Source organism: Ferroplasma sp. (genome assembly GCF_037442045.1).
In the GTDB taxonomy this organism is placed as follows: domain Archaea; phylum Thermoplasmatota; class Thermoplasmata; order Thermoplasmatales; family Thermoplasmataceae; genus Ferroplasma.
This window is the reverse complement of the sequence record NZ_JBBIRC010000026.1, coordinates 1-23,920: the sequence shown is the minus strand read 5'-3', so window position 1 is coordinate 23,920 and position 23,920 is coordinate 1. Positions and strand designations below refer to the sequence as shown.

At 34.8% G+C, this 23,920-nt stretch carries 24 protein-coding genes, 1 tRNA gene and 1 rRNA gene; 15 read left to right on the top strand and 11 right to left on the bottom strand.

Going from position 1 to position 23,920, the window contains the following annotated elements; all coding sequences use genetic code 11:
• The 5 genes from WKI77_RS04870 to WKI77_RS04850 all read left to right on the top strand — a co-directional run.
• The coding region (locus WKI77_RS04870; RefSeq protein ID WP_337860702.1) for an isocitrate/isopropylmalate family dehydrogenase at positions 1-843 on the top strand (843 nt) is incomplete at its 5' end.
• Positions 844-1,027: 184 nt separating this feature from the next.
• Positions 1,028-2,263: an FAD-dependent oxidoreductase gene (locus WKI77_RS04865; protein WP_337860701.1), complete on the top strand. Its 1,236-nt coding sequence runs from the start codon at positions 1,028-1,030 to the stop codon at positions 2,261-2,263.
• A 4-nt stretch (positions 2,264-2,267) separates the two neighbouring features.
• On the top strand, positions 2,268-2,915 hold the full coding sequence (locus WKI77_RS04860) for a DUF1641 domain-containing protein (protein ID WP_337860700.1): 648 nt from the start codon (positions 2,268-2,270) through the stop codon (positions 2,913-2,915).
• A gap of 71 nt (positions 2,916-2,986) precedes the next feature.
• Positions 2,987-3,059, top strand: a tRNA-Gln gene (locus WKI77_RS04855).
• 2 nt (positions 3,060-3,061) lie between these two features.
• Positions 3,062-3,256: a MoaD/ThiS family protein gene (locus WKI77_RS04850; protein WP_337860699.1), complete on the top strand. Its 195-nt coding sequence runs from the start codon at positions 3,062-3,064 to the stop codon at positions 3,254-3,256.
• Between the two features lie 2 nt (positions 3,257-3,258).
• Here the strand turns inward: WKI77_RS04850 and cca are convergent, their stop codons facing one another.
• Genes cca through WKI77_RS04835 form a run of 3 tightly spaced genes read right to left on the bottom strand, consistent with a single transcriptional unit; the run spans position 3,259 to position 5,875 of the window.
• A complete protein-coding gene (cca, locus tag WKI77_RS04845) occupies positions 3,259-4,542 on the bottom strand; it encodes a CCA tRNA nucleotidyltransferase (protein WP_337860698.1) in 1,284 nt (427 codons plus the stop codon).
• The gene (locus WKI77_RS04840) at positions 4,543-4,875 is read right to left on the bottom strand and encodes a nascent polypeptide-associated complex protein (protein ID WP_337860697.1); all 333 of its coding nucleotides are present in this window, start codon (positions 4,873-4,875) and stop codon (positions 4,543-4,545) included.
• Positions 4,876-4,906: 31 nt separating this feature from the next.
• Positions 4,907-5,875: a hypothetical protein gene (locus WKI77_RS04835; protein ID WP_337860696.1), complete on the bottom strand. Its 969-nt coding sequence runs from the start codon at positions 5,873-5,875 to the stop codon at positions 4,907-4,909.
• Between the two features lie 336 nt (positions 5,876-6,211).
• Between WKI77_RS04835 and glnA the strand changes: the two genes are divergently transcribed.
• The gene (gene glnA / locus WKI77_RS04830) at positions 6,212-7,537 is read left to right on the top strand and encodes a type I glutamate--ammonia ligase (protein WP_337860695.1); all 1,326 of its coding nucleotides are present in this window, start codon (positions 6,212-6,214) and stop codon (positions 7,535-7,537) included.
• Here glnA and WKI77_RS04825 read toward each other — a convergent pair.
• From WKI77_RS04825 to WKI77_RS04815, 3 genes are all read right to left on the bottom strand, one after another.
• A complete protein-coding gene (locus WKI77_RS04825) occupies positions 7,534-9,852 on the bottom strand; it encodes a valine--tRNA ligase (RefSeq protein ID WP_337860694.1) in 2,319 nt (772 codons plus the stop codon). The genes glnA and WKI77_RS04825 overlap by 4 nt on opposite strands.
• Positions 9,853-9,981: 129 nt before the next feature.
• Positions 9,982-11,295 (bottom strand): lyase family protein, encoded by a 1,314-nt coding sequence (locus WKI77_RS04820; protein WP_337860693.1) that lies wholly within the window; start codon positions 11,293-11,295, stop codon positions 9,982-9,984.
• 39 nt (positions 11,296-11,334) lie between these two features.
• Positions 11,335-12,525: an argininosuccinate synthase gene (locus WKI77_RS04815; RefSeq protein ID WP_337860692.1), complete on the bottom strand. Its 1,191-nt coding sequence runs from the start codon at positions 12,523-12,525 to the stop codon at positions 11,335-11,337.
• A gap of 121 nt (positions 12,526-12,646) precedes the next feature.
• Between WKI77_RS04815 and WKI77_RS04810 the strand changes: the two genes are divergently transcribed.
• Positions 12,647-13,237, top strand: a complete 591-nt coding sequence (locus WKI77_RS04810; protein WP_337860691.1) for an aspartate kinase — start codon at positions 12,647-12,649, stop codon at positions 13,235-13,237.
• 2 nt (positions 13,238-13,239) lie between these two features.
• Here WKI77_RS04810 and WKI77_RS04805 read toward each other — a convergent pair whose 3' ends face one another.
• Positions 13,240-13,674, bottom strand: coding sequence for a ferredoxin family protein (locus tag WKI77_RS04805; protein WP_337860690.1), 435 nt, complete (start codon positions 13,672-13,674; stop codon positions 13,240-13,242).
• 193 nt (positions 13,675-13,867) lie between these two features.
• Between WKI77_RS04805 and purM the strand changes: the two genes are divergently transcribed.
• Both purM and WKI77_RS04795 read left to right on the top strand, forming a co-directional pair.
• Positions 13,868-14,875 carry a phosphoribosylformylglycinamidine cyclo-ligase gene (gene purM, locus WKI77_RS04800; protein WP_337860689.1) on the top strand — a complete coding sequence of 336 codons (1,008 nt, stop codon included), beginning with the start codon at positions 13,868-13,870 and terminating at the stop codon, positions 14,873-14,875.
• Positions 14,876-14,933: 58 nt separating this feature from the next.
• Positions 14,934-15,287 carry a hypothetical protein gene (locus WKI77_RS04795; RefSeq protein WP_337860688.1) on the top strand — a complete coding sequence of 118 codons (354 nt, stop codon included), beginning with the start codon at positions 14,934-14,936 and terminating at the stop codon, positions 15,285-15,287.
• Between the two features lie 16 nt (positions 15,288-15,303).
• Here WKI77_RS04795 and WKI77_RS04790 read toward each other — a convergent pair whose 3' ends face one another.
• The 3 genes from WKI77_RS04790 to WKI77_RS04780 form a co-directional block, all read right to left on the bottom strand.
• Positions 15,304-15,642: a carboxymuconolactone decarboxylase family protein gene (locus WKI77_RS04790; protein WP_337860687.1), complete on the bottom strand. Its 339-nt coding sequence runs from the start codon at positions 15,640-15,642 to the stop codon at positions 15,304-15,306.
• Positions 15,643-16,257, bottom strand: a complete 615-nt coding sequence (locus WKI77_RS04785; RefSeq protein ID WP_337860686.1) for a peroxiredoxin — start codon at positions 16,255-16,257, stop codon at positions 15,643-15,645.
• 67 nt (positions 16,258-16,324) lie between these two features.
• A complete protein-coding gene (locus WKI77_RS04780; RefSeq protein ID WP_337860685.1) occupies positions 16,325-16,549 on the bottom strand; it encodes a winged helix DNA-binding protein in 225 nt (74 codons plus the stop codon).
• Positions 16,550-16,635: 86 nt separating this feature from the next.
• Here WKI77_RS04780 and WKI77_RS04775 point away from each other — a divergent pair, with 86 nt between their 5' ends.
• The 6 genes from WKI77_RS04775 (at position 16,636) to WKI77_RS04750 (ending at position 22,915) form a co-directional block, all read left to right on the top strand.
• Positions 16,636-16,875 (top strand): hypothetical protein, encoded by a 240-nt coding sequence (locus tag WKI77_RS04775; RefSeq protein WP_337860684.1) that lies wholly within the window; start codon positions 16,636-16,638, stop codon positions 16,873-16,875.
• Between the two features lie 323 nt (positions 16,876-17,198).
• Positions 17,199-20,105 (top strand): 23S ribosomal RNA (locus WKI77_RS04770).
• A gap of 195 nt (positions 20,106-20,300) precedes the next feature.
• Positions 20,301-21,089 carry an ATP-binding cassette domain-containing protein gene (locus WKI77_RS04765; RefSeq protein ID WP_337860683.1) on the top strand — a complete coding sequence of 263 codons (789 nt, stop codon included), beginning with the start codon at positions 20,301-20,303 and terminating at the stop codon, positions 21,087-21,089.
• Positions 21,086-21,886: a hypothetical protein gene (locus tag WKI77_RS04760; RefSeq protein ID WP_337860682.1), complete on the top strand. Its 801-nt coding sequence runs from the start codon at positions 21,086-21,088 to the stop codon at positions 21,884-21,886. The genes WKI77_RS04765 and WKI77_RS04760 overlap by 4 nt, the downstream gene beginning before the upstream one ends.
• Positions 21,883-22,554 carry a hypothetical protein gene (locus WKI77_RS04755; protein WP_337860681.1) on the top strand — a complete coding sequence of 224 codons (672 nt, stop codon included), beginning with the start codon at positions 21,883-21,885 and terminating at the stop codon, positions 22,552-22,554. The genes WKI77_RS04760 and WKI77_RS04755 overlap by 4 nt, the downstream gene beginning before the upstream one ends.
• Positions 22,544-22,915 carry a MarR family winged helix-turn-helix transcriptional regulator gene (locus WKI77_RS04750; protein ID WP_337860680.1) on the top strand — a complete coding sequence of 124 codons (372 nt, stop codon included), beginning with the start codon at positions 22,544-22,546 and terminating at the stop codon, positions 22,913-22,915. The genes WKI77_RS04755 and WKI77_RS04750 overlap by 11 nt, the downstream gene beginning before the upstream one ends.
• 52 nt (positions 22,916-22,967) lie before the next feature.
• On the opposite strand, the gene WKI77_RS04745 is transcribed toward WKI77_RS04750, so the two are convergent.
• Positions 22,968-23,798: an Mrp/NBP35 family ATP-binding protein gene (locus WKI77_RS04745; RefSeq protein WP_337860679.1), complete on the bottom strand. Its 831-nt coding sequence runs from the start codon at positions 23,796-23,798 to the stop codon at positions 22,968-22,970.
• Positions 23,799-23,920: the final 122 nt, after the last annotated feature.

Genomic DNA, 23,920 nt, shown 5'->3' with positions numbered 1-23,920 from the left:
GGGATTATGGAACAGGGGGTTATATTAAAGCTGCGCAGGGAACTTGACCTTTACATGAATATCAGGCCTGCAAGATCTTTTAAACAAATTACAGGGAATGACATAAATCTGGTAATTTTAAGGGAAAACATGGAGGATTTTTATTCAGATATTTCCGGTTCTTTCAATGAAAATAAGAATTTCAGCAAAAATAATAATATATATAATTTTAACATTAATATAAACGCAGGATCAAACAACAGGATATATTATACAATGGGATTCCTGTCAGAAAAAAACCTGAACCGGTTTTTCACCATGGCATACAGTATCGCAAATTCAGGAGATATAACAGTTACAGATAAGGCAAATGCAGTTTCAATGTATTCAATCTGGAGGGAAATAGCTGATGCCCGGGCCAGTATGAATAACAGAAAAATATCTTTTGAATATGCAGATTCACTGGCATACAATATGGTAAAAAACCCTTTGAAATATAAATACATAATTGCCCCAAACCTCTATGGTGATATACTTTCAGACATGGCAAGCTCCATGGCAGGCGGCCTTGGGTATGCCCCCAGTGGAAATATCGGGGACCATAATTCAATGTTTGAACCTGTCCATGGGAGCGCACCGGATATAGCTGGAAAAAATATTGCAAATCCTGTTGCTTCAATACTTTCAGCCTCCATGATGTTCAGGCATTTAAAGATGGAAGATCAGGCCAGCATTATTGACCATGCACTGGAAAATGTAATAAGCAATGGTATAATTCCAGTAGACTCAGGCGGCAATGCAGGAACAGAAGAATTTATCAATAAAGTGAAAAATGAATGTATAATGTCGAAAAACAGAATTTAATGCCACTTTATTCAATTATTTGCAATATTCTTTTTAAATTAAATTTATAATATACTTATATAGAACCATTTATCCTCTATATTTAAATTAATATTACAAATTTTCACCAAAAAGGTAATTTTCTTCATAAATATGATAAAAAAGTTAATATATAACTGTAATATTATAACTATAGTGGTGAAACATGACTAAATTACTTGTTTTAGGTGGAAGGTTTGCTGGATTGACAGCAGCTTATACAGCAAAGAGATTGCTTGGAGATAAAGTAGATGTTACTTTAATTAATAACACTCCTTATGCAGCATTCAGGCCAGGAATGCCTCATGTCAGTATCGGAGTTTTTAAGGCGGAAGATCTGGAAGTTGACCTTGCAACAGCGTTGCCGGCAAAAGGAATTAAATTTATTTTGGGAACAGTTAATGCTATAGATGCAAAGAAGAATAAGGTTGAATACTCAGCACCTGATGGCAAGAAGGAAAATCTTACATACGATTATCTTGTTGTGGCATTTGGCGCAAAGCTTGGAGTTGAGCACCTGAAGGGCTGGAACGAATACGGAGCAAGTGCATGTGAGCCAGATTTTGCAACAGCACTTTATGAGAGATTGAATAAATTCGAAGGAGGAAACATAGCAATTGGTTCTGGAGTTTTCTATCAGGGAACACTTAAACCAAGAGGAAAATATCCGACGAACTGGGCAGGCCCTGCAGAATCAGCATGTGAAGGTCCTGTATTTGAACTTTCATTGATGATACCTGCATTCCTGAAGAAAAAAGGTGTTATGGACAAAACACATATAACAATATTCTCACCAGGAGAAGAAGTCCTTACAGATATATCAAAGGAATCCAGAGGAGTTATAAAAACAATGTATACACAGGCTGGATTTGATATGGTATGGAATTTCCGTGTAAATGAAATAAAGAAGGACTCAATTGTTTCAGAAGATGGAAAAACAATAAAAGCTGATATAGCAGTTATATTGCCACCATACGAAGCAAACGATGCAGTGAAGAATTCAACACCGGATCTGTTTGATGATGGAGGATTTATGGTAACAGACGAACATATGAGATCTGTTAAATATCCTAATGTTTACTCATGTGGAGACTCAAATCAGATAACAGTTCCAAAGCTTGGATTCCTTGCAGTACAGACATCAAGAATAGCTATGCAGGATCTTGCAAACAAGCTCGGCGTTCCTACAGCAATTGATTCATATACACCTGAAGTAGTTTGTATAGCAGATAACCCGCTTGAAGGTTTTGCTATAGCAGTGGATGACACAACTTTCTATGGAGGCGACAAGAAAATAGCACAGCCATCACCCACAAACCATATAAAGAAGGAACTGTTTACCAAATACTTCATGTGGACAAATGGAGATATGGCACTGGATAAATATCTTGCAAGCTGGTGAAATTATGATGTCAGAAGATGAACAGTTAGAAAAATTGATGAAACCGGAATATATATCCAGTTTGACAAGGGCCGTTGAGATTATTAAAAAACTCGATAACCTTGGCTTTCTTGATGTAATATCCGGAATATTGAGCGACGATGAAACCTTAAAGACAGTGTTCTCACTGCTAACAAGTGATGATGTATTATCACTTACAACGAAAACCGATTCTGTTATGGTTCTTTTAAAGATCATGTCAGAAGAAAAAAACGTTAAAGCATTGAGCAACCTTCTTGAAATGGTAACAGTTATGCAGAACAAAGGGCTTCTTGATCCAGTACTTGGTGTTCTGAATGATGATGAGGCAATGGGTACACTTATGGGCCTTGTATCAAATGATTTCACAATGAACCTGATCATGAATCAGAAAGTTATTATGAACTCACTTGGAACACTTGACCTGAGTGTAGCACCACACTATGTCAATATGGTTAAAGCAATAGAAAATGCCATTAAAACTGACACAGTAACACCTGTTGGAGGAATGATGGGAACTCTTCGTGCCATGAAGGATGAAGATGCCCAGAAAGGTCTTGGAATAGTTTTCTCCATATTAAGAAGCCTTGGAAAAACCTGCAGTGACGAGTTTAATTGCTCTGCAAAAAAATAAAAATATTTTTTTTATACTATTATAACATTTTCTCAACAAATTTTAATATTTATTCACACTTATGTAGTTATAGCTCCGTAGTGTAGCGGACAAGCATACCGGACTTTGAATCCGAGGACGGCAGTTCGAATCTGCCCGGAGCTGTTATGATAGAAATAATAGGAAGGGAAAAACAAAAAATTCAACTGGAAAAATCAGAAAAACTTCATGATATTTATAGAATAATTAATATAAACGAAGAAGGTTTTGTTGCAATACTCAATGGAACTCCTGCAACCTCAGATGCTGTAGTAAATCCGGGCGATAATTTAGTTTTCCTTGAAATATTTTCAGGCGGATAATATTAAAAAAGATATTTGGAATAGAAATTTTTTGTTACCTGCAAATCATTAATCTTATCACCGGACAATACTTTAATATCATTTTTCAATGAATTTAAATTCTTTCCTATATCTTCTTGAGTCAGTTCATCCCTCACTATCTGTTCCATTTCCGTATGCATAATTCTGGCATCAACATATATTCTCTGCCCAATTATATACGGACCCCGCATCAATCTTTTATTTCCTCTCCAGGAATCTATAAATTTTATTGATTCACAGGACTCCACCGGAGGTCCCATATGTTTTTTTACATCTGGCAATTTTTCAATTAAATATTCTATAAGTATCTCTATATCGTTTCCAACATATAATTCAAAGGAAACTGGCATAAAACCTGATCTTTCAAGTATATCAAATATCTTCTTTTTCAGGCGGACTGCCTGTGGATAGATTATATCATCTATTATGTCCGGTTTTTTTACGGTGAATACTTTGATTGTTGTTTCTCTATTATGATGCACTTCCGGAACTGTATCAAAAAGAATATCACAGCGATTTGAAGTATACAATTTTGCAGCAAGCTTCAGTTTTGAAAGATTTTCCTCGCTTACTGCTGCACCGGCATTTCTTGTTGGGTCTACAGGGTCTATTATTATTACAGGTTCATTGAATTTTGTTTTGCAATTTTCAGGAATTATCATTTTACCTTTCAACTTGGCTGAATATTCCATAAATTTGTCAAAGCTTCCAAAACTTATAATGGCAAGCTCACAAAGATAACCTGAAAATCCGGATTTTGCAATTTCTGATCCATACACATTGATTTTTTTCAGGAAAATTTTCAATAATCTGATATCATGAACCATTTTATTATTGGTTCTGCTGTTAACATAAATTGTATGTAAAGGCGTACGATCCACTGTCGAAACTATCCTTTCCCCTTCTTTTATTCTGAATGCTGGAACCACATCCACTTTTACGCCATCAACATAGCCTGACACATAGGGGTGCTCAGCATATTTTTCAGTGCCGTTTTTCAGTATTCTATGCCCTATTTCAAGGCCTTTTTTTTCTATAAGAGCAACAGGATATGATTTTGAGAATGTAATAAATATATCGATATCACTGGACTTCAAATTTGTATTTTTTGAAGTAGATCCTACTTCAACAGCATTTGCATCTATTTTTTCCGTTTTGCATATTAAACCAATCTCTCTTATAAGACCTGTAGCTATTGACTGCAGTTTGTTTTGATCTTCGGCAGTTGGTAACTGATCATTTAAAAGGTCTTCAAGGCAATTCATTTAATTCCCGAGGTCTATAATTGCCTGTGCAGGTTCACCATCTGCTTTTTTAAGTGCTTCTATAGCTTTTTCCCTTGAAACGTTGCACTGCTCCATTATCAGTTTTATATCGTCTTCATTAAACTCAGGCACAGCTGCAGATTTTGTTTTTTCTTTCATTGTTCCAAGAACCTGAAATGTTTTCTGGCCCTGTGCCTCTATCATGGTTACAGATGCATTTTCTATAACATAATCTTTATCTTTTCCCCTCATTATAACCTCTTTAACGTCAGGCATTTCAGTGGATTTGATTCCCATCTGATTCATCATTCTTTTTACATCTCTTGGATTCATATAGCTCAATTATAACTTCTTTTATTAATTTTTATGTTTTTCTTGGTGAAACTATTTCAGGATAATTTATGAACTTCAGGCACATCATAAGTGCGATCATTGAAGCAATAAGCTCAAATATGATAGCATATAATGGAAAGCCTATAAAAACCAGAATAATAACCGGTACTAATATAATGGAAATGCCGCTAAAAAAGCTCGCAAATTTGTTCACATAATATATCTCACTTCTTGGGAATTTACTGGAAATATATTTTCTGTATCCGGGAACCATGAAAGTGATTAACGGGATAAATAATATGGCAAATGTGAGGTCTTTCTGTGTATCTTTTATTGAAATAATAAATCCAATTAAGAGGAATAATGAGAATATAGAAACAAAGGAAATTTCATGAAACAATCTTGATTTTATTAAATTGCCCAGAAATATTGTGAAAAATGATATGCCAGAAATGCCTATAAGGTCGTAAATTATATTAACGGCATGCAGTTTTATTGCAATTAATGGAAAAGATATCAAAATTATAGCCACAGATATATATAAAAAAGAATTAACAGATATGGCATAAAACAAAGCATAGCTGTTTCTTACCCTTTTTATGTCCCCTATAGAAATTATATATCTTTTTAACTTTTTTATCAGCAATGTTTTTTTATAATTGGTATTCTGATATGTGAGCAGTGTGAATATTATAGAGAAAACTATAAGCGAAGCTGATAATGCGAAAATTATGTAAATTTTTTTTATATCTGTAAAATAAAGTGCAGCAAAAATTACAACCATTGCTATGCCGGTGTACACATATTGTATATTACCAATTTTTCTGTATGTTGATTCCCAGTAATCTATGATTGATGAGCCAAAACCAAGAACTGCAGCAAGAATTAGGAATAAAATGTTATTATCTGAATAGAATATTATGGGCATTATAACAGAAAAAACAATGCCGCCCACAAGTACAGAATTTTTTCTGAAAAAGTCTCTTATATTTTTTGACATAATATATGATAGATAATAAAATATGACAAAGAAAATAATTATTTCTGGGAAAATATAAATTTTTATTGATTTATTATACAAATGATAAGGAAATATCAGAAGTAACAGTAATAGTGACGAATTTTTAACTGTATAGATTAAATCAATGAAAAGGTTGCGGTTTAAAATTTTCACTGATTATGATTATAATACTACTATATTAAAGGTTTTCCAGTTATTATCGATTGCCTTGCCACTGCAGTGTAATAAAATATATTTCACGTATATATATTAAAAAGAAGCAATTATCCGGATTATACCCATAAAAGTATTTATTGCCCGGTTGTATTATGGTATATGCAGGATGAACAATCCTTTATTGAAAAGTTAAAGAAAGATGAAGTAGAGTTTTTGCAGTTGCAGTTCACTGATATTATTGGTTCTGTAAAATCATTGACAATTCCTAAAAACAGGTTTGAGGATGTAATATACAATGGTGTCATGTTTGATGGAAGTTCTATAGTTGGTTTCAAGGAAATAGAAAATTCAGATATGCAAGCAGTGCCGGAATTATCATCATATACCATTCTTACCAATGAAAACTACGCTGGAAAGACTGCCAGATTTATGTGCAAAATATTTAATCCGGATGGCACAAGATTTGAGGGAGATCCGAGGTACATTTTAGAAAAACAGGTGGAAAGGCTTTCAAAGGAAAATAAAACATATTATATTGGGCCGGAACTTGAATATTTTATTTTCAATCAGGGTGAAGATGGAGAACCTACAATAGAGCCCAGTGACTATGGTGGTTATTTTGATAAAGAACCTCTGGACAGATCATTTACGGTTAAGCAGGAAATTATAAGAAAACTTGAAGGTCTTGGCTATTATCCTGAGGCATCCCATCATGAAGTTGCATACGGGCAGCATGAAATTGATGTGAGATTTTCCGACGCAATTACAATGGCAGATAGAGTTATTATGATAAAAAGCGTTGTTAAGGAAACTGCCAATGCATACGGATACTATGCCACTTTTATGCCAAAGCCTATAAAAGGGGTAAATGGCAGTGGAATGCACGTCCATTCTAGCATATTTTCAGGAAATGATAATCTCTTCTACAAAGAATCAAATAAATACTGTTTGAGCGATTATGCCATGCATTATCTTGGAGGAATTCTTAAAAGCGTCAGGGACGCATCCCTTGTGCTTGCATCCACAGTAAATTCATACAAAAGATTAATTCCAGGTTATGAAGCACCGGTATATATTGCATGGGCAAACAGAAACAGAAGTGCACTTGTCAGAATTCCATCATCAACTCCAAAAGGAAAAAGAATGGAATTAAGATTTCCAGACGCTGCAGGAAACCAGTATTTACAGTTTGCTGCCATACTTGGTATGGGACTTGACGGCATTGAAAATAAAATTAATCCTCCCGAATCTATTGAGAAAAATATATTTGAAATGTCACCTGAAGAAAAGAAAAAATACAATATTAATGCCATGCCCGGTTCTCTTGGCCAGGCTTTAGAATCATTCAGAGAAAGTGATTTGATGAAAAAAATATTTGGAGAATTTATTTATAACAATCTATTGCGTGTTAAACAAAAGGAATGGGACGATTTCAGGTCTCATGTAACAGATTGGGAAATAGATAGATATTTAGACATATACTAATTTTCCACCTTAATATTTTCCGAGTCAATTATTTCCATGCTATTTATGTGCATCATGCCTTCAAGTATACTTGCATGTTTTTTTATTAATTCAGCATTTCCATATATTTTAATATTATCCAGTGGTGCAGCCATTGAAATTTTCATCTGGCTTTTCAGGTTTCTCAATTGATTTATTATTGATATTATATAATCAATTTCATTTTCTTCCACATATAATAACTCCTGGCTAAATTCTGGATACGGTTCAAGGCCTATGCTTCCATTAAATGATTTATTTATCTGGTGGTATAATTCCTCAGTAATGAACGGCATAATAGGCGAATACATCTTTAATATATTTTCTATAACATAAAATGCCGTATAAAGAGTTTCATTTCTTCTGCCTTCTATGGAAACCTCGTTTTTAATCATTTCAAGATAATTATCACAGTAAATATTCCAGAAAAACTTATCCAGAGATATTCTGGCCTTCATAACTTCATTATTTTCCATGTACGCTGTTACTTCATTCACTGTATTTTCCAGTTTTGTTACTATCCACCTGTTTATAGCAAAATTAAAGGATGTTTTTTCTGGTTTTTTATCATTTGTTAGGAGCATTAACAGATTAAGTGAATTTTCAAGTTTTATTACAGTTTTATGCCCTCTTATCAGATCCTGTTCCCTGAGCTTTATGTTTTCCCCCTGCATTGTTGTTGATGCCCAGTATCTTAAAGCATCTGCACCGTAATTATCTATGATTGCTCCTGGCTCAACGATATTTCCCTTGCTTTTGCTCATTTTCTGGCCAAATGGGTCATAAACATTTCCGCTGATTACTATTTTCTTCCATGGAATTTCTCCATAATGGAGGTAAGATCTTAATATGGTTGTAAATGCCCACGATGTAATTATATCATGCCCCTGGAATCTTGAATCCATTGGATAAAGGTCCATGGCATCTATATGCTTAAGGTATAATGTCGGGCTCAATGAAGATGTTGCCCAGGTATCCATAACATCGGTTTCTGGAGTTATATTTTTTGACCCACACTTTTTGCATTCAACATCCTTATTTACAAGCCTTGGGTCAACAGGCAAATTTTCTTTATTTGCAAAAATAATTTCACCACAATCATTGCAGTACCATACTGGAAATGGGACTCCAAAATATCTCTGCCTTGATATGCACCAGTCCCATTTTAATCCTTTAACCCAGTTGTCATATCTTATTTTCATATGGCCCGGAATCCATTCTATTTTGTTCCCGAAATCTATTAACTCATTTTTAATATCAAGGTCTTTTATGTACCACTGTTTGCTTATTCCAATTTCTACAGGCGTTCCGCATCTTTCATGTGTATTAACTGAATGTTTTATTTTTTCTATTTTTATAACATAATTATTATTTTTCAGTTCGTCAACAATCTTCTTCCTGGCATCCCTTATCTGTAAGCCATTTATTATTTTTCCATCATTTATTTTTCCATCTTTCAGAATTATTCTTGCTTTCAATCCATACTTTTTCCAGAGCTCGAGATCGTTCTGGTCACCGAATGTACATAGCATTTCGGCGCCTGTGCCAAATTCTTTGTCAATGGCTTCATCTGCCATTATATTTACACGATAATTATATACCGGAACCGTTACTTCTGTTCCAATAAGTTTTTTATACCTTTCATCATCTGGATTAACGAATATTGCAATGCATGCACCAAGCATTTCAGGCCTTGTTGTTGCTATTTCAATGCCATTGAAATTAATATAAATCAGTTCTGTGTTTATTACTGCATCTTTCATTTCAATTTGGGATATAGCAGTACGGCACGTTGGGCATGTTATATAAGGGGCTTCATCCCTGTACGCCCTTTTCTTTTCAACCAGGTCAAGAAACATTTCCTGCGATATTTTCATTGAAAAATCAGATGAAGTATCTATATAGTTTTTAAAATCAGCACTGATTCCTGTGTCATACCATGCTTTGTAAAGTGTTTTTTCTGCCTCATAACTGGCTTCTTTGCATATCCTTATATACTCTTTTAATGGCGTATTGTCTATAGTTACCTTTTTTTCTTTCTCAACGAATCGTTCTGTTGGAAGGCCATTATCATCAAATCCCCAGGGATAAAAAACATTGTATCCTTTCATTCTTTTATATCTTGCTATGAAATCCTGCTGTGGATATGAAAAGGCATGGCCTACGTGCATCTTTCCTGAAACTGTAGGCGGTGGTGTATCTATAGTATAATTTTTATCACCTTTTTTAAATTTAAAAATATCATTGTTGAACCAGTATTCTTTCCATTTTTCTTCCATGGCCTTTGTATCTATCATTGTATTATCTTAATGTTTCATATAATTATATATTTTTTTATCTAAATATTTAAAATAATAATATAAACCTCAAAAATTCATAGAAATATTAGCAAATATGTAAAAATAAAAAATTTACAACATCAATATTTAATATGACACAGCATCATTTACAAGCTTCAAGATAGTTTTTTTGCCTTTCTCTATGGAAAAAATGTTATTGTTAAGCATATTTTTAATGAAATTAAAATCGGAATATGTTGTTATATCATCAGGCATATATGATTTTAACTCCTTTCCAGACCTGATCATGTCGCCTGTTATCCTGTAAGAACTCTTCCAGTCCTTATTTTCAATAAAATTTAACTTTGAATTGTATGTTGCATAGATAGAGTTGCCGGTAATCTTTTTAGCAGTTTCAGCATTAAATTTTATGCCGGAAAAAAGTACCGGAAAACCGTTTAATATACCTTTTAATTCAACCATAAAGGGTATAATTTCATCCTTTAATACCTGAAAATCCCTGTGATATCCTGTAGTTTTATTTACGGTTCCAGAATAGATTAAATTCATTATTGATATTGATTTTGATGCATAACCCTGGAATATTTCAAGAAAATCTGGATTTACCTTATTTGGCATTAATGAACTTCCAGTAACATAACCGGCCGGCAGCTCTATAATTTTCATTTCATCCCCACTGAATATTATCAAATCCTGAAATATTCTGGAAATATCGATTAAAAAAGAATTAATAACAGATAAAACTTTATTGTAATTATCAGTGTAAAGCATGAATGAGAATAATGGATTTTTTATATTTTTTTCCATTCCCATATAACCTGCAACCTCGCTGAAATTAACATCAGACATTGTTCCAAAACCCGAACCATAACCAAGCGGCATTTCCTTTAATTCATTGAGCACTTTATCTATATTCTTAAAATTATATACAAATATATTTTTAAAAAAGTCAATATATGTTTGGAAAGTAACGGGCATTCCCTGCCTGTAATGTGTATATCCCGGCATTATTCCATTCTGTTTTACTTTTTGCAGCTCTAAAAGTGTACTGTATATAATTTTTTCATATTCTAAAAGGGTGTCAATAAGGAAGAAATTTACATCTGTATGTACCTGTTCATTTCTGGACAGAAACATGCGCATATTTTTTGAAGCCCCATGCGTTTCATTAATTGCCATATTTTCTATATTTCCATGCACATCCTCAAGATCTGGATTAAGTATAATTTCCCTGTTATAAAGTGATATCAATTCTTTTAATGTTTCTCTGGTTTCAGAATTGTTTGCAAGTCCATTTTTATATATATTCAAATTGTATGCCATTAACGAAAGAAGCTCATATGGTATAAGCTCCTTATCCACGGCTATATCCTTTTCAAGCATAATTTTATAAGCATCGTTGCTTGATTCAGGCGATGCACTTCCAGACCAAATTTTCATAATGATTACCACAAATAAATGTAATATGCATTAAAAAATTTATTGAATAATTTTTATGCTTTCTTTCCTTGCATTGCTTGCATAAACAGTATTATTTTTGTATATGTCTATAAATCCTTTTGCAGAATCCTGATTGAAATTACTGTTATCATAGCTTATTTTTTCATAGTTATATACAGAATTTTCACTATCAACAGAATTTATTAACATATTTCCTTTATAGAGTTTCAATTTTACATTTCCATTAACATATTTGTTTATGCTGTTTTCAAAGTTATTTATATGTTCCATCACCGGGTCGTACCATAACCCATTATATACGAAATTTGACCACTGGCTATCCATATAAGATTTCATATCGAGCTCATATTTGTTCAATGTAAGCGATTCAAGAATGCTGTGTGCCTTTAATATTGCCATTGCTCCAGGAACTTCATACACTTCATGGCTTTTAATTCCTGTTACTCTGTCTTCCATATGGTTTATCATTCCTATTCCATTGTTTCCTGCTATAATGTTTAATTTTTCAACAATTTCCTTCATTTCATAGTTTTCATTGTTTAATGATACCGGTATTCCATTTTTGAATTCAAGGTCTATTATCTCTCCATTTCCAGTTTCTTCCAACGGTTTAACCCATTCATAAACATCATATTCCAGCGGTTTTGATATTGTTTCTATGGTTGACCCTTCAATTGACCTTCCCCAGAGATTTTCATCAACAGAGTATTTTCCTCCCATGGGCACTTCTATGTTATTTTCCTCTGCATATTTTATTTCATCAGGCCTGTTCATATTCCAGTCCCTTACAGGAGCTATAACATTAATGTCTTCATTAATAGCTTTTATTGTAACTTCGAACCTGACCTGGTCATTTCCCTTTCCAGTTGAGCCATGTGCAATTGTACCACAGCCATATTCTTCAGCAACATTAACGGCTTTTTCTGCCATCAAGGGCCTGGCTATAGCAGTGGACAGGGGATATCCCTGATACATGCCATCTGCATAGATCTCTTTTTTAATGTATTTATCTGCAAACTCATTTTTTACATCCATAACTATAGCTTCAGAAACGCCAAGGGATAGTGCTTTTTCCTGTATTTTATTTAAATTGCTGTTTCCTATATTCAAAGTAAGTGTAACAACTTCCTTTTTCATTTCCTTCTGGATCCATTTTACCATAACAGATGTATCAAGTCCTCCTGAATATAATAATAATACTTTTTCCATAAAGAAATGATATTTTTTGTGTATATGATATTTTTTATAAATATTTAGCATACTGATGCCATTAATAATATAATATATGTATTAATGTAAAATTTTATATTATAAGTTAATATATCATATTATGCCTAGAATAGCAAGAGGAAACGTTGAAACTATGGTTAAGGATTATATCAGAAAAAATCCTGAGCTTATAATATCGATGAGGATGGGGATCCTTAATGTTAGCAAGCTGTCAAGAAAGATATGGCAGGAAGAGAAAGGTTATAACATAATATCAATCAGATCGGCACTGAATAAAGTCTTAACAGAAAATGATACAGTAGACACCCTTCATATTGATAAATTACTCTCAGAAAGTAAAATTACACTTCAGGATAAAATAATGGTTATTACTGTGGATAAGAAACTGGATAATGTCAACTTTTTATCAGCAACATATCTCTCAGATTCAATAGTATACATTGTTGATGAAACAAAAAACAAAAAAATTGATTTGCCAAGAAACGCAGTTATAGAAAAGAATGTAAGTTCACTGCATATATTTTCTTCCATGGAAATACTAAAAACACCCGGTTTTGTAATGAAAATAAATGAAAGGCTTTTTTCATATGAAATAAACGTTCTTCAATTGATATCATGTTCAAATGAAACTATAATAATAGTAAATAGAAAAGATGCAATAAGAGCCTACGAAGCCCTTATGAACCAATAATTTTATTCATTATTTACCTTAATGACACTCCACGGGCAGGCTGTAACACATGCCATGCAGAATATACATTCAGATTCCCTTACAGGGTTTGATTTATCTGTTCTGTACTGGTCCCATTCTGGTGTTCCCTTTTCTACTTTTTTGTCATTTCCAGTTCCTGAATTTCCCGGATTTAACTTCCACTCAAACAGATCTACTGGACAGACATCCATACAGGCTCCATCGGCAATGCACCCATCCCAATCTATTGCAACGGTCGTTCCATGTATACCTAACTTTGTAGGATACGGTTTTCCGTTGTCATCCATTCTCTGCATTCCGCCTGCCCTCACCTTTAATCCATCGTCTTCTCCTGTTACTGGATAGTTCTTTTCATCGCCAAGAAAATTCTCATCTATATGTTTCGGATCAAAGTCCACATCTTCTCTCTGTACCACTCATGTCACCTTGTAGAGTAATGGCTTATCTATTTAAAATATTTTTCCTTTTCTATAAAGTCTGGAAATTACAATCCTGCGCTTAAAATGTTTATTTGATATATTCGGCAAAAACATTTTTGATTAAAAAAAACAATTTATAAATAATTTATAAAAATATATAAACCCCTATTTAATAATGTAATTGTTATACATGGAAAGGAGAATAATTGATAGGAAATCACAGGGAGAATTTGTTTCCAATTTTCTGCGGCAGATCAAGTTCAGAAGACAAGATTTCAGAACAATTAACCCACTTGGAGGTTTCACCTCTTTAATAGACCTGGGCAACTTTGCTGTTTCTTTTAACAATGACGGCGTTGGCACAAAAACAATCATTGCTTCAGAGACAAATAGATACAATACAATAGGTATTGATTGCGTGGCTATGAATGTAAACGATGCAATTACAGTAGGGGCAGAACCTATAGCCATAGTGGACTATCTGTCTCTTAAAGAAATAGACAATGAAATCGCAAGGCAACTTGGGATTGGATTTAACGTTGGGGCACAGATTGCAAATGTCAACATAGTCGGTGGCGAAACTGCCATAGTTCCAGATCTTGTGAAAACTATCGATATATCAGCAACTTCACTTGGATTAATGCAAAAAGACCAGATAATTACTGGAGAAAAGATATCTGAGGGAGACCTTATATTTGCATTTAAAAGCAGCGGCCTTCATTCAAATGGATTCACAACAGTAAGGCAAATAATAAAAAGCAACAATATTAATTACGAAGATAATTTTCCAGGAGAAAATAAAACAGTAGCCGATGTTCTTTTAGAACCTACAAGGATTTATGTAAGGGAAGTTCTGGATGCCATGAGCATTGTCCCTATTAAAGGCATGGCAAATATAACTGGAGGTGGCATAAAAAATATTGCAAGGATGAAGGATATGCATTATGTTATAGACAACCCCTTTGAACCTGATAATGTATTTTCACGCCTGTTGGAAATAGGAAATCTTTCTTATGATGAAATGTTTGAAATATTCAATATGAGTGCAGGTTTTGTCGTTATAATAGATCCTGAAAACAAAACAGATTTTTTGGATGTTGTGAGAAACCGTGTACCAGTTAAGGAAATAGGGCATGTGGAAAACGGCAGCGGAATTGTTATACCAAAATACTCTGTAAATATGCACGGGTATTACTAATTTTTTTAGTTTTTAAATATACAATTAACTTAAATTTTGTATTATATTTACCTTAATTATGAAAGTAGCATGCGTAGTGGATGATGAAAATATGTTGAGCCCCCTGGAATATGGTAATTCAATATTCCTCATTGACGATGAAACAAAAAAGATAGAAGAATATGAGAATCCTGGATTTGGACGGACACACGGTGGGCGTGAAGTTGCCATGGCCGGAATTCTTTCACTGAAACCTGATGTATTCATAGTTACAGAAAACTCACTTTGCCCCGGGTCATATAATATGTCCCTTGGAAAAGTAAAATATGTCGTTACAGAAGAAAAACCAATATCCGATGTAATAAAAAATATAACTGAACTTGAAAGCAAGGCTGTAGAAGAACTTGAGCCAGTAATTTACAGGGAACATTAAAAATAAATATTTTTTTTTAATTTTTATAAAACTTTTCTATTGCATCAAGCAGGCTATTCATTTCCATCATGGCCTGTGAACCATACATCAGAACAGTAACATATCCGGTTTCCATTAATTCTTTTTTTGTAGCACCTGCATCGATAGCACATTTTACATGATATGTAATGCACCATTCACATCTTGCAGCAATACTCAGCGCCAGGGCAATCAGCTCTTTCTGCTTTACTGATAGCGACCCATTGCCCATTGTATTCTGCATGAACTCCATGAATGAATTCATGTATTTTCCATCATCATTTTTAATGGCTCCCATTACTCTTCCTACTTCTTCCATTTTTTTCTCAGGGTTCATTTATTTTACCGCCTCGTATTTTAAATACCATGCTTTACTTCCATTTTTCTCCCTGCTTATTGCATCTTCTAGGTTAACCGGTGCAGAAACTATCCCATCATTTCCCGGTTGCCAGTTTACAGGTGTTGCAAGCTTTCTTTCCCAGTTAAGCTGAAGTGCTTTTACAGAACGCATGATTTCATCAATGTTCCTTCCAGTTTCTGCTGGATAATAGATCATAAGCCTTACTGTCATATTCGGATCTATAATAAAAACACCGCGAACAGTCGATCCTGTTTTTTCATCCATCATATTGTAATCTCTGGCCACTTCTTTATTGATATCCGCAATTACCGGAAAAGGTATATCCACTCCAAACTTTTCCTTTATATTTTTCATCCATTCTATATGGCTGAAAATGCTATCAACACTTAAACCTATTAATTCAACATTTATTTTTTGAAATTCTGGATATCTTTTCGCAAAATCCATGAACTCTGTTGTGCACACCGGTGTAAAATCTGCCGGATGCGAAAATAATATTACCCACTTTCCCTCATAATCCTCAAGATTTATAACGCCCTTTGTTGTGTTAGCAATAAATCCCGGAGCTTTCTGACCTAAATACACTGCCATATTATTACCTCAATTTAATATGTAAAAGTTGTATAATAGACCTGTTTAAGATGCAAATTTTGCACCTTTATTCATTTATTTTTATGCAATAAAATCTTTGCCTGGTATCCGAAAGGCATATATTTACTTCAATCAATCCCATTGAATTCAGTTTTTTTACAGAATAAAGAACAGATCTTTTTGATAACCCTGTATCTTCCATGATCTGGCATAACCTTGCAACCTTCATGCGCCGCAATGTAATCAGTACCAGCCTTGTGGACGGAGTTAAAATTTTCAGTTCCTGTTCCATAACCTTACAGGATTAAATATATTATTATACTTTTGTTAGGTGCAATATAACTTATTTTTTAATTGTATCATTATATTTACAGTATTATGATAATTGAAGATTACCGGCATGTTTCATGTGGAGGTGACCCATTTAATTTTCTAATGTCCAGTATAAAATCCATACAGATAGACATGAAACCAGACGATACTGTGAAAATTATGATTATGGACGATAAATATCCATATACTGATAAAACATTTTTAAGTATTGCTAAATTTTGTAAATTAACTCTTGCAAGTATTGAGAGAACAAATGGAGAAGTGCATTTAACCATGAAGAAATAATTAGGCAAATATTTATATTATAAACAATATTATAATGTTATAATTAATGGTAAAATATAGTTATACACATATATTTGTAATTGCAGTGTAAATTTAAGGGTTCTGGGCTATTTTGACATTTTTATAATTTTAGTTGCAAAAAACAGGCTATTTTATTCTTATATAGCCATATTTTTCATTGCATTGAGCATTATCAAAACGTTTATATTACAGTTTGTAATATCAATTATACCAATAAATGAATGCACTTATTAATCTAATAGTTAATAGGGAAGGGCGAGGTTATTTTTTAACCTATGATGCCGGATAATTAAGAGATATAGATTGTGTATCACAAAAACTACTTGGGGGATGGTTTTGGTTTGAGAACCGATGAAGGACGTGCCAAGCTGCGATATGCCTTGGGGAGGTGCATGGAGCCATAGATCCAAGGATTTCCGAATGGGACTTCCTGTTTACACTCCGAAAGGAGAGGGAACCCCGGGAATTGAAACATCTTAGTACCGGGAGGAAAAGAAATCAATAGAGATACCGTGAGTAAAGGCGATCGAAAGCGGTAGAGGGCAAACCGAATCTTTTCTGTAAAGAAATAGAGATGTGGAGTACGGACCTTTCCCAATATCTACTTTAAGAATTTTAAAAAACTGGAAAGCTTTACCAAAGAGGGTGATAGTCCCCTAAAAGCAATTAAAGAGGTTATGAGGAGAGATATCCTGAGTACCATGCGTCGTTATTCGCGTGGGAATATGGGTGGCATGAACATCCAACCCTAAATATTACTCAAGTCCGATAGCAAAGAAGTACCGTGAGGGAAAACTGAAAAGCAACCCGGAAGGGCTGTGAAAAGAGCCTGAAACCAAGTAGTGAAAACTTTATAGGGCATTAAAGGAATGATCTCGAAAGAGTGACCGGTGTTCTATTGTCCGTGTTGAAGAACGGGCCAGGGAGTTGCGATGGATGGCGAGGCTAATTCTAAAAGAAGCAGCCGTAGCGAAAGCGATTACTCGCACAGTAATGGAGGAGTAACGTAATAAATGCGTTTAGTCATCTGTGGCAGACCCGAAGCCACTCGATCTATACCTGAGCAGGTTGAAGTTTAGCGAAAGCTAGATGGAGGACCGAACCAGTTCTGATGTGCAAATCGTTTGGATGACTTGGGTATAGGGGTTAAAGGCTAATCTAGAGTGGCAATAGCGGGTTCCCCCCAATACTACCCGCAGGTAGACCTTGGTGGAGATGTCTGGTGAGGTAGAGCGACCGATTGGGTGGAAGCAGTAGAAATACTGCACCACCTTGTCAAACTCCGAACTTACTGGAATCGTAGAGACCAGGTGCTAGGGCGTAGGGATAAGCTTTACGCCCGTGACGGAAACAACCGAGACTAATGTTAAGGTCTCTAAAATTGGCTAAGTGCGATTAAAAGAGGTTAATGACCAAAGACAGTGTGGAGGTTAGCTTAGAAGCAGCTATCCTTTAAAGAGTGCGTAACAGCTCACTCACCGAGGTTATTTGCCTCCAAGATGGAAGAGGCTAAAGCCAGTTACCGATACATTAGACCACCGAAAGGTGATGTGGTAGGGGGGCGTGCTATATGGATAGAAGTTTCTTCGAGAGGAGGGATGGACCGTATAGTATCGCGGATCCTGGTAAAAGTAGCAGAATAGAATGGTGAGAATCCATTCCGCCGAAAGGGCAAAGGTTCCTTGGCAATGTTCGTCAGCCGAGGGTTAGCCGATCCTAAGGTCACCCCTAACAGGAAGTGATCGAAAGGGAAGCTGGTTAATATTCCAGCGCCTCAGGTGTTTTGCCATATGTATTCGCTTTGGGATAGAAGATGTATGCTTGTCTACGTATGGGTATTTATAAGTAGATGGAGAGTTGTAATGACGAGAAGTTTACAAAGTAATATTCGTTCCCGTATGGGAATTTCTTCAAGTCCCGGAGTCTGTGAAAAGTATATATGGGTCAAGCCTGAGTTCGTACCAAGAACCGACACAGGTGCCCCTAGATGAATAGTCTAAGGCGTTTGGGAATAATGGATGTGAGGGAACTCGGCCAAATAGTCCCGTATCTTAGGTAGAAGGGATGCCTATCCAGAAATAGGATAGGTCGCAGTGGCAAGGGGACCCCGACTGTTTACCAAAAACACAGGCCGCTGCTAGTCCGTAAGGATGTGTATAGCGACCGAAACCTGCCCAGTGTTGGTACCTGAAAGCTCCGCTCAAGGAGAAGAAGGGCCAATAAACGGCGGGGGTAACTATGACCCTCTCAAGGTAGCGTAATACCTAGCCGCTTAATTGGCGGCTCGCATGAAGGTTCAACGAGAGTCCCACTGTCCCCACATTCAGCCCCGTGAAATTAATGTACTGGTGCACAATCCAGTCTCTCCCACATGAAAGCGAAGTCCCCGTGGAGCTTTACTGCAGCCTGTAGCTGTGACGCGATTTTTAATGCGTAGGGTAGGAAGGAGTCGTAGATATTTCGGTCGTGGCCGGAATGGAGACAACGATGAAACACTTCCCTTTAAAAGTTGCGTCACTAACCTTGAAGAAAGGGACAACTATTGGTGGGCAGTTTGGGTGGGGCGCCACGCCTCTAAGAAGAAAACAGAGGCCTCCAATGGTTAGCTCAGAAGGGTCAGAAATCCTTCAAAGAGTATAAGGGTAAAAGCTAGCTTGACTGTGTTCCAGCCAATAGGGAACGCAGATGCGAAAGCAGGGCCTAACGAACCACCTAGTCCCTCTTTATGAGGGCAGGTGATAAGAGAGAAGTTACCCCAGGGATAACTGAGTTGTCCTCGGTAAGAGTACACATCGACCCGAGGGTTTGCTACTTCGATGTCGTCTGTTCCTATCCTGGTGCTGCATAAGACACCAAGGGTGGGGCTGTTCGCCCATTAAAAGGGATCCTGAGATGGGTTCACTACGTCGCGAGACAGTAGGGTTGCTTCTCTGTGGGAGTGTTCAATGTCTGAAGGGAAGGAGCCTTTAGTACGAGAGGAACGGGGGTTCGTGACCTCTAGTTTATCGGTTGTCCGACAGGGCAGTTGCCGAGTAGCCACGTCATACGCGAATAAAAGCTGAAAGCATCTAAGCTTGAAGTCGTCCCTGAAAATAGACATTGTTTGAAACCACTCTTAAAAGAAGAGGTTGATAGAGTCGGGATATAAGTATCAAGCTTTTGCGAGGTATTAAGTCCACGACTACTAACTGGTTGAAGAAATACAATCTATCAAATTATTATCCGGTATTGCCATTTCATTGGTATTATTTTAATTATTTAATTTCTTTTTATATATATTATTTATAACTTGATTTATAGTGTTTTATAATTTTTAATAGACAACACAATTTGTTAACATTCATATTTCAGTTCAGAAATTGAACTTTATTCTTATTTTATTATTTACAAAGTAATATATATCTATGATAAAAGTAAAAGATCTATCCATAAAACTGGATAAAACAGACAAACTGCAGCTGGATTCAATAAATCTGGAACTGCAAAATGAGAACACAGTAATAATCGGGCCCAATGGTTCTGGCAAAACTGTTCTTATTAAAACATTGCTCGGGCTTATAAAACCATATTCCGGGAGTATAAAATACAATAATAAGGACCTGTCGAAAATCAATAATTATACAGGCATTTCAACAAATCTTCCTGATATTTATAAAATATTGAGTCTAAATGTAAATGATACATTAAAACTGTATTCTGAAATGTTGAACGGTTCATACAGCAATGTAATAAAATTAATCCAGGAATTTGGCCTTGAAAATATACTGGATAAAAAAATGTATAATATCAGCACCGGGCAGCTAAAAATGGTATGCAACATTCTTTCTATTAGTTTTGGCCCTGAAGTTATTTTGCTTGATGAGCCATTTGACAATGTAGACAATTTTAAAAGAGTGCAATTATATAAAAAATTAAAGGAAATTAAAGCAACAATTTTATTGAATACCCATGAAATAGATATTGTAACTAAATTAACCAATTTTAATTTATACATAATGCTGGATGGAAAGTTATATGGCAAATATAAGGCAGAAGACATAAATGAATTATACATAAACAGAGGTGTTAAAGACAATTCATTGACTATAATAGAAACTCCATTAGGGGAGGTTTCCATAACAAAAGGATCAGGCGATGTTAAAATATCAAATTTAAGAACTTTAGACAATATTTTCAATGAGGTAATAGCATGATATCAAAATATTTTATTAAAAATATAATTTCAAGCAAACGATTATGGGCGTTTGGTGTATTTTTTATGATATTCTGGCTATTCATGGGGGCATATGTATTTGGCTTTGTTTCATATAACCAGAGTACCGTATTATATTCATCATCAGTATGGTTTGGCATAATTTCAGTAGTGGCAGTCAGCACTCTGGCAATAACTGTTGCCTTATCCATATATTATGCAAGTTTTTCATTGTCATATGCATTTAAGTTTTCAAAATTAAAGCCATACCAGTATACAATTAATTTTATGTTGGCTTCGGCTATTATGGGCACAATCATGGGAATAGTAATGATGGTTTTTACATCCCTGTTTTTTGGAAATAAATCCGGATATAAGATTATTCCAAAATTTCCGCTTGAAATTCTTGGTATTTCCGCTTTAGGTTCTATCTTTATGTTCCTTCTGGCAATGCTCCTGATAATAGCTGTGAACAATTATCTGGGTTTAAAAAATGTATCTTTTGTATCATTTATACCATTATTGCTTACCTATATCTTTGGATTTACGCAGTTAAGCATTAAATTGCCAGAATATTTAATATATTTATCGCCATTTACGGAAATTTCAGATTTATTATTTTATTTATTCGATGGCCATTCTCCAAGAAGGATTTTAGATAATCCAGCATCTTCCATTATAAATCCATATTATCTGGCATTTTATTTATCTATGTGGATAGTGATATTCTTTATAGTAGATATAATACTGTTAAAAAGAATTAAACCAGCTAATATTGAAGAGGCCAGGCAGGTATGATTGAAAATAATATAAACAATATTAATAAAAATCTGAAAGAAGTGGGATTAAAGGCAATTAATATTGAATATTATTTATTTAGAAAAACATATGGCGTTTACTATGCAATCTGGGCTGCTGCAATATTTGATTTCCTGTTCATACCTTACCCGATAATATATTTTTTAAAGGGAACAGCACTATCTATTGCATATCTTATTGGTTATACAGTTCCCACGATCATTGCTGTCGCTGCAACATCAAAAATTTTTAAAAAAACGTATAGATTATTATCTTTAAGGTATGCAATAACTGGATTAAAGCCGAAGAAAAATAAATCATTTTTAACTGCAATGATTTTTATATTTTTATTTTTAATGGTAATAGTATTTTCACTGGGCGGAAACTTTTTAATCAGCATAATTATAGAAATTCCTTTTTTCATTTTTTTTGGAATAATGATATATGTGTTGCTAAAGAGAACGTTTATAAAATTGCCGCTGGAAAGTTTGATAGCCCTTTTCTCATTCTGGTTCAGCATTATTGCCAGTATACTTGCAGTAATAATTTTCAGGGTAGAATTCTACTATTCACTGGCATGGGTACCGACAGTGGTTTGCTGGCTATTTGCTTCGATTTACGGTTTGTACCATGCACCTGAATCGCTGGAGGTTAATAATGGACAATGATACAAACAAGCTCATAGAAAATTTGAGCATAATTGCCAGTGACCCTGCGTTGAAATCATCCTCCAGATTGTTAATCTTAATAATATTGTATATAAATAAAAAAATGAGCTTTACAGATTTATTGCACTCAACAATGATGGGCAAGGGAAGCTTAAGCAATCACATAGATAAAATGAAAGAAGAGGGTTTAATAACCACAAAAAATGTTTTCAGGCTATCCGGCCCGGGCATTATGATAGAGATTACTGGAAAAGGAGAAAACATATATCAAAATTATATCGATATTATCAATAAATTATCTTCAAATGGCAGTGAAAAAATAATAAAAAAATCAGATGATAAATCGCCATTTAAGTTATAAAAAAGCAGGATTCATACTGTTAAAATATTATCTGTTTCAGTAAATATAAAAATTATTTTTTCAGATTTTTTATAAGATTATCAGCCACAGTATCAAAAAACTTTTTGATATATTCATTGTTTGACACAGCTGGAATGCCTGCATCAGAATCCTGGACTATTTCCGGCATTATGGGTATATTGCCAAGGTAAGGTATTCCATAATCCTTTGCTATTTGCTCTGTTCCACCTTTCTTGAATATATCTGTTTCCTGGCCGCAGTGAGGGCATACAAAGCCACTCATATTTTCAATAATTCCAAGAACAGGCATGTTAACCTTTTTTGCAAAGTTTATTGCTTTTTTTGCATCAAGGAGGGCAACTTCCTGTGGAGTTATTACTATAACAATCCCATCTGCATCTGGAACAAGCTGGCATATGCTCAGTGGTTCATCTCCCGTTCCTGGCGGAAGGTCAATAACAAGCATATCCTTATTCTCCCATGATGTATCCTCAAGAAATTGCTGCACTGCCTTATGCCTTATTGCCCCTCTCCATATTACAGGCGTGTCATGTGCGGGCAAAGCCATTTCCATTGAAATTACATCAACCTCATATTTTGTTTTTGCAGGTGCTATTTTTCCATTTTCATCCCCAAAGGCTTTCTCTTCTTCTACGCCAAGCATTTTTGGGTCATCAGGCCCATTGATATCTGCGTCAAGAAGGCCTACCTTAAAATTTTTCTGTGCAAGAATAACAGCAAGATTTATTGCAACAGTTGATTTTCCAACTCCGCCTTTGCCGCTCATGACCATTATGGTATGCTTTACATCGTATTTTACGGATTTTCCTGGTGTAAGCGAAGGCCTTGGAGGTGGTTCATTCATCTTAATTGTTCCTGTCATATTCTTGTATTTTATATTAATATATAACGTTAGCCTGTTACTTATTCATTTTCCATTATTGAAATAACATGGTTCCTGTATGGAAATGATGGAAATGCACCATAGCCAGTGGTTGACAGTGC

Bases quoted from the DNA above. Each gene is read 5' to 3' on its own strand.
- WKI77_RS04865 (WP_337860701.1), top strand. From the start codon at position 1,028: ATGACTAAATTACTTGTTTTAGGTGGAAGGTTTGCTGGATTGACAGCA.
- WKI77_RS04860 (WP_337860700.1), top strand. From the start codon at position 2,268: ATGATGTCAGAAGATGAACAGTTAGAAAAATTGATGAAACCGGAATAT.
- WKI77_RS04850 (WP_337860699.1), top strand. From the start codon at position 3,062: ATGATAGAAATAATAGGAAGGGAAAAACAAAAAATTCAACTGGAAAAA.
- cca (WP_337860698.1), bottom strand. From the start codon at position 4,542: ATGAATTGCCTTGAAGACCTTTTAAATGATCAGTTACCAACTGCCGAA.
- WKI77_RS04840 (WP_337860697.1), bottom strand. From the start codon at position 4,875: ATGAATCCAAGAGATGTAAAAAGAATGATGAATCAGATGGGAATCAAA.
- WKI77_RS04835 (WP_337860696.1), bottom strand. From the start codon at position 5,875: ATGTCAAAAAATATAAGAGACTTTTTCAGAAAAAATTCTGTACTTGTG.
- glnA (WP_337860695.1), top strand. From the start codon at position 6,212: ATGCAGGATGAACAATCCTTTATTGAAAAGTTAAAGAAAGATGAAGTA.
- WKI77_RS04825 (WP_337860694.1), bottom strand. From the start codon at position 9,852: ATGATAGATACAAAGGCCATGGAAGAAAAATGGAAAGAATACTGGTTC.
- WKI77_RS04820 (WP_337860693.1), bottom strand. From the start codon at position 11,295: ATGAAAATTTGGTCTGGAAGTGCATCGCCTGAATCAAGCAACGATGCT.
- WKI77_RS04815 (WP_337860692.1), bottom strand. From the start codon at position 12,525: ATGGAAAAAGTATTATTATTATATTCAGGAGGACTTGATACATCTGTT.
- WKI77_RS04810 (WP_337860691.1), top strand. From the start codon at position 12,647: ATGCCTAGAATAGCAAGAGGAAACGTTGAAACTATGGTTAAGGATTAT.
- purM (WP_337860689.1), top strand. From the start codon at position 13,868: ATGGAAAGGAGAATAATTGATAGGAAATCACAGGGAGAATTTGTTTCC.
- WKI77_RS04795 (WP_337860688.1), top strand. From the start codon at position 14,934: ATGAAAGTAGCATGCGTAGTGGATGATGAAAATATGTTGAGCCCCCTG.
- WKI77_RS04790 (WP_337860687.1), bottom strand. From the start codon at position 15,642: ATGAACCCTGAGAAAAAAATGGAAGAAGTAGGAAGAGTAATGGGAGCC.
- WKI77_RS04785 (WP_337860686.1), bottom strand. From the start codon at position 16,257: ATGGCAGTGTATTTAGGTCAGAAAGCTCCGGGATTTATTGCTAACACA.
- WKI77_RS04780 (WP_337860685.1), bottom strand. From the start codon at position 16,549: ATGGAACAGGAACTGAAAATTTTAACTCCGTCCACAAGGCTGGTACTG.
- WKI77_RS04775 (WP_337860684.1), top strand. From the start codon at position 16,636: ATGATAATTGAAGATTACCGGCATGTTTCATGTGGAGGTGACCCATTT.
- WKI77_RS04765 (WP_337860683.1), top strand. From the start codon at position 20,301: ATGATAAAAGTAAAAGATCTATCCATAAAACTGGATAAAACAGACAAA.
- WKI77_RS04760 (WP_337860682.1), top strand. From the start codon at position 21,086: ATGATATCAAAATATTTTATTAAAAATATAATTTCAAGCAAACGATTA.
- WKI77_RS04755 (WP_337860681.1), top strand. From the start codon at position 21,883: ATGATTGAAAATAATATAAACAATATTAATAAAAATCTGAAAGAAGTG.
- WKI77_RS04750 (WP_337860680.1), top strand. From the start codon at position 22,544: ATGGACAATGATACAAACAAGCTCATAGAAAATTTGAGCATAATTGCC.
- WKI77_RS04745 (WP_337860679.1), bottom strand. From the start codon at position 23,798: ATGACAGGAACAATTAAGATGAATGAACCACCTCCAAGGCCTTCGCTT.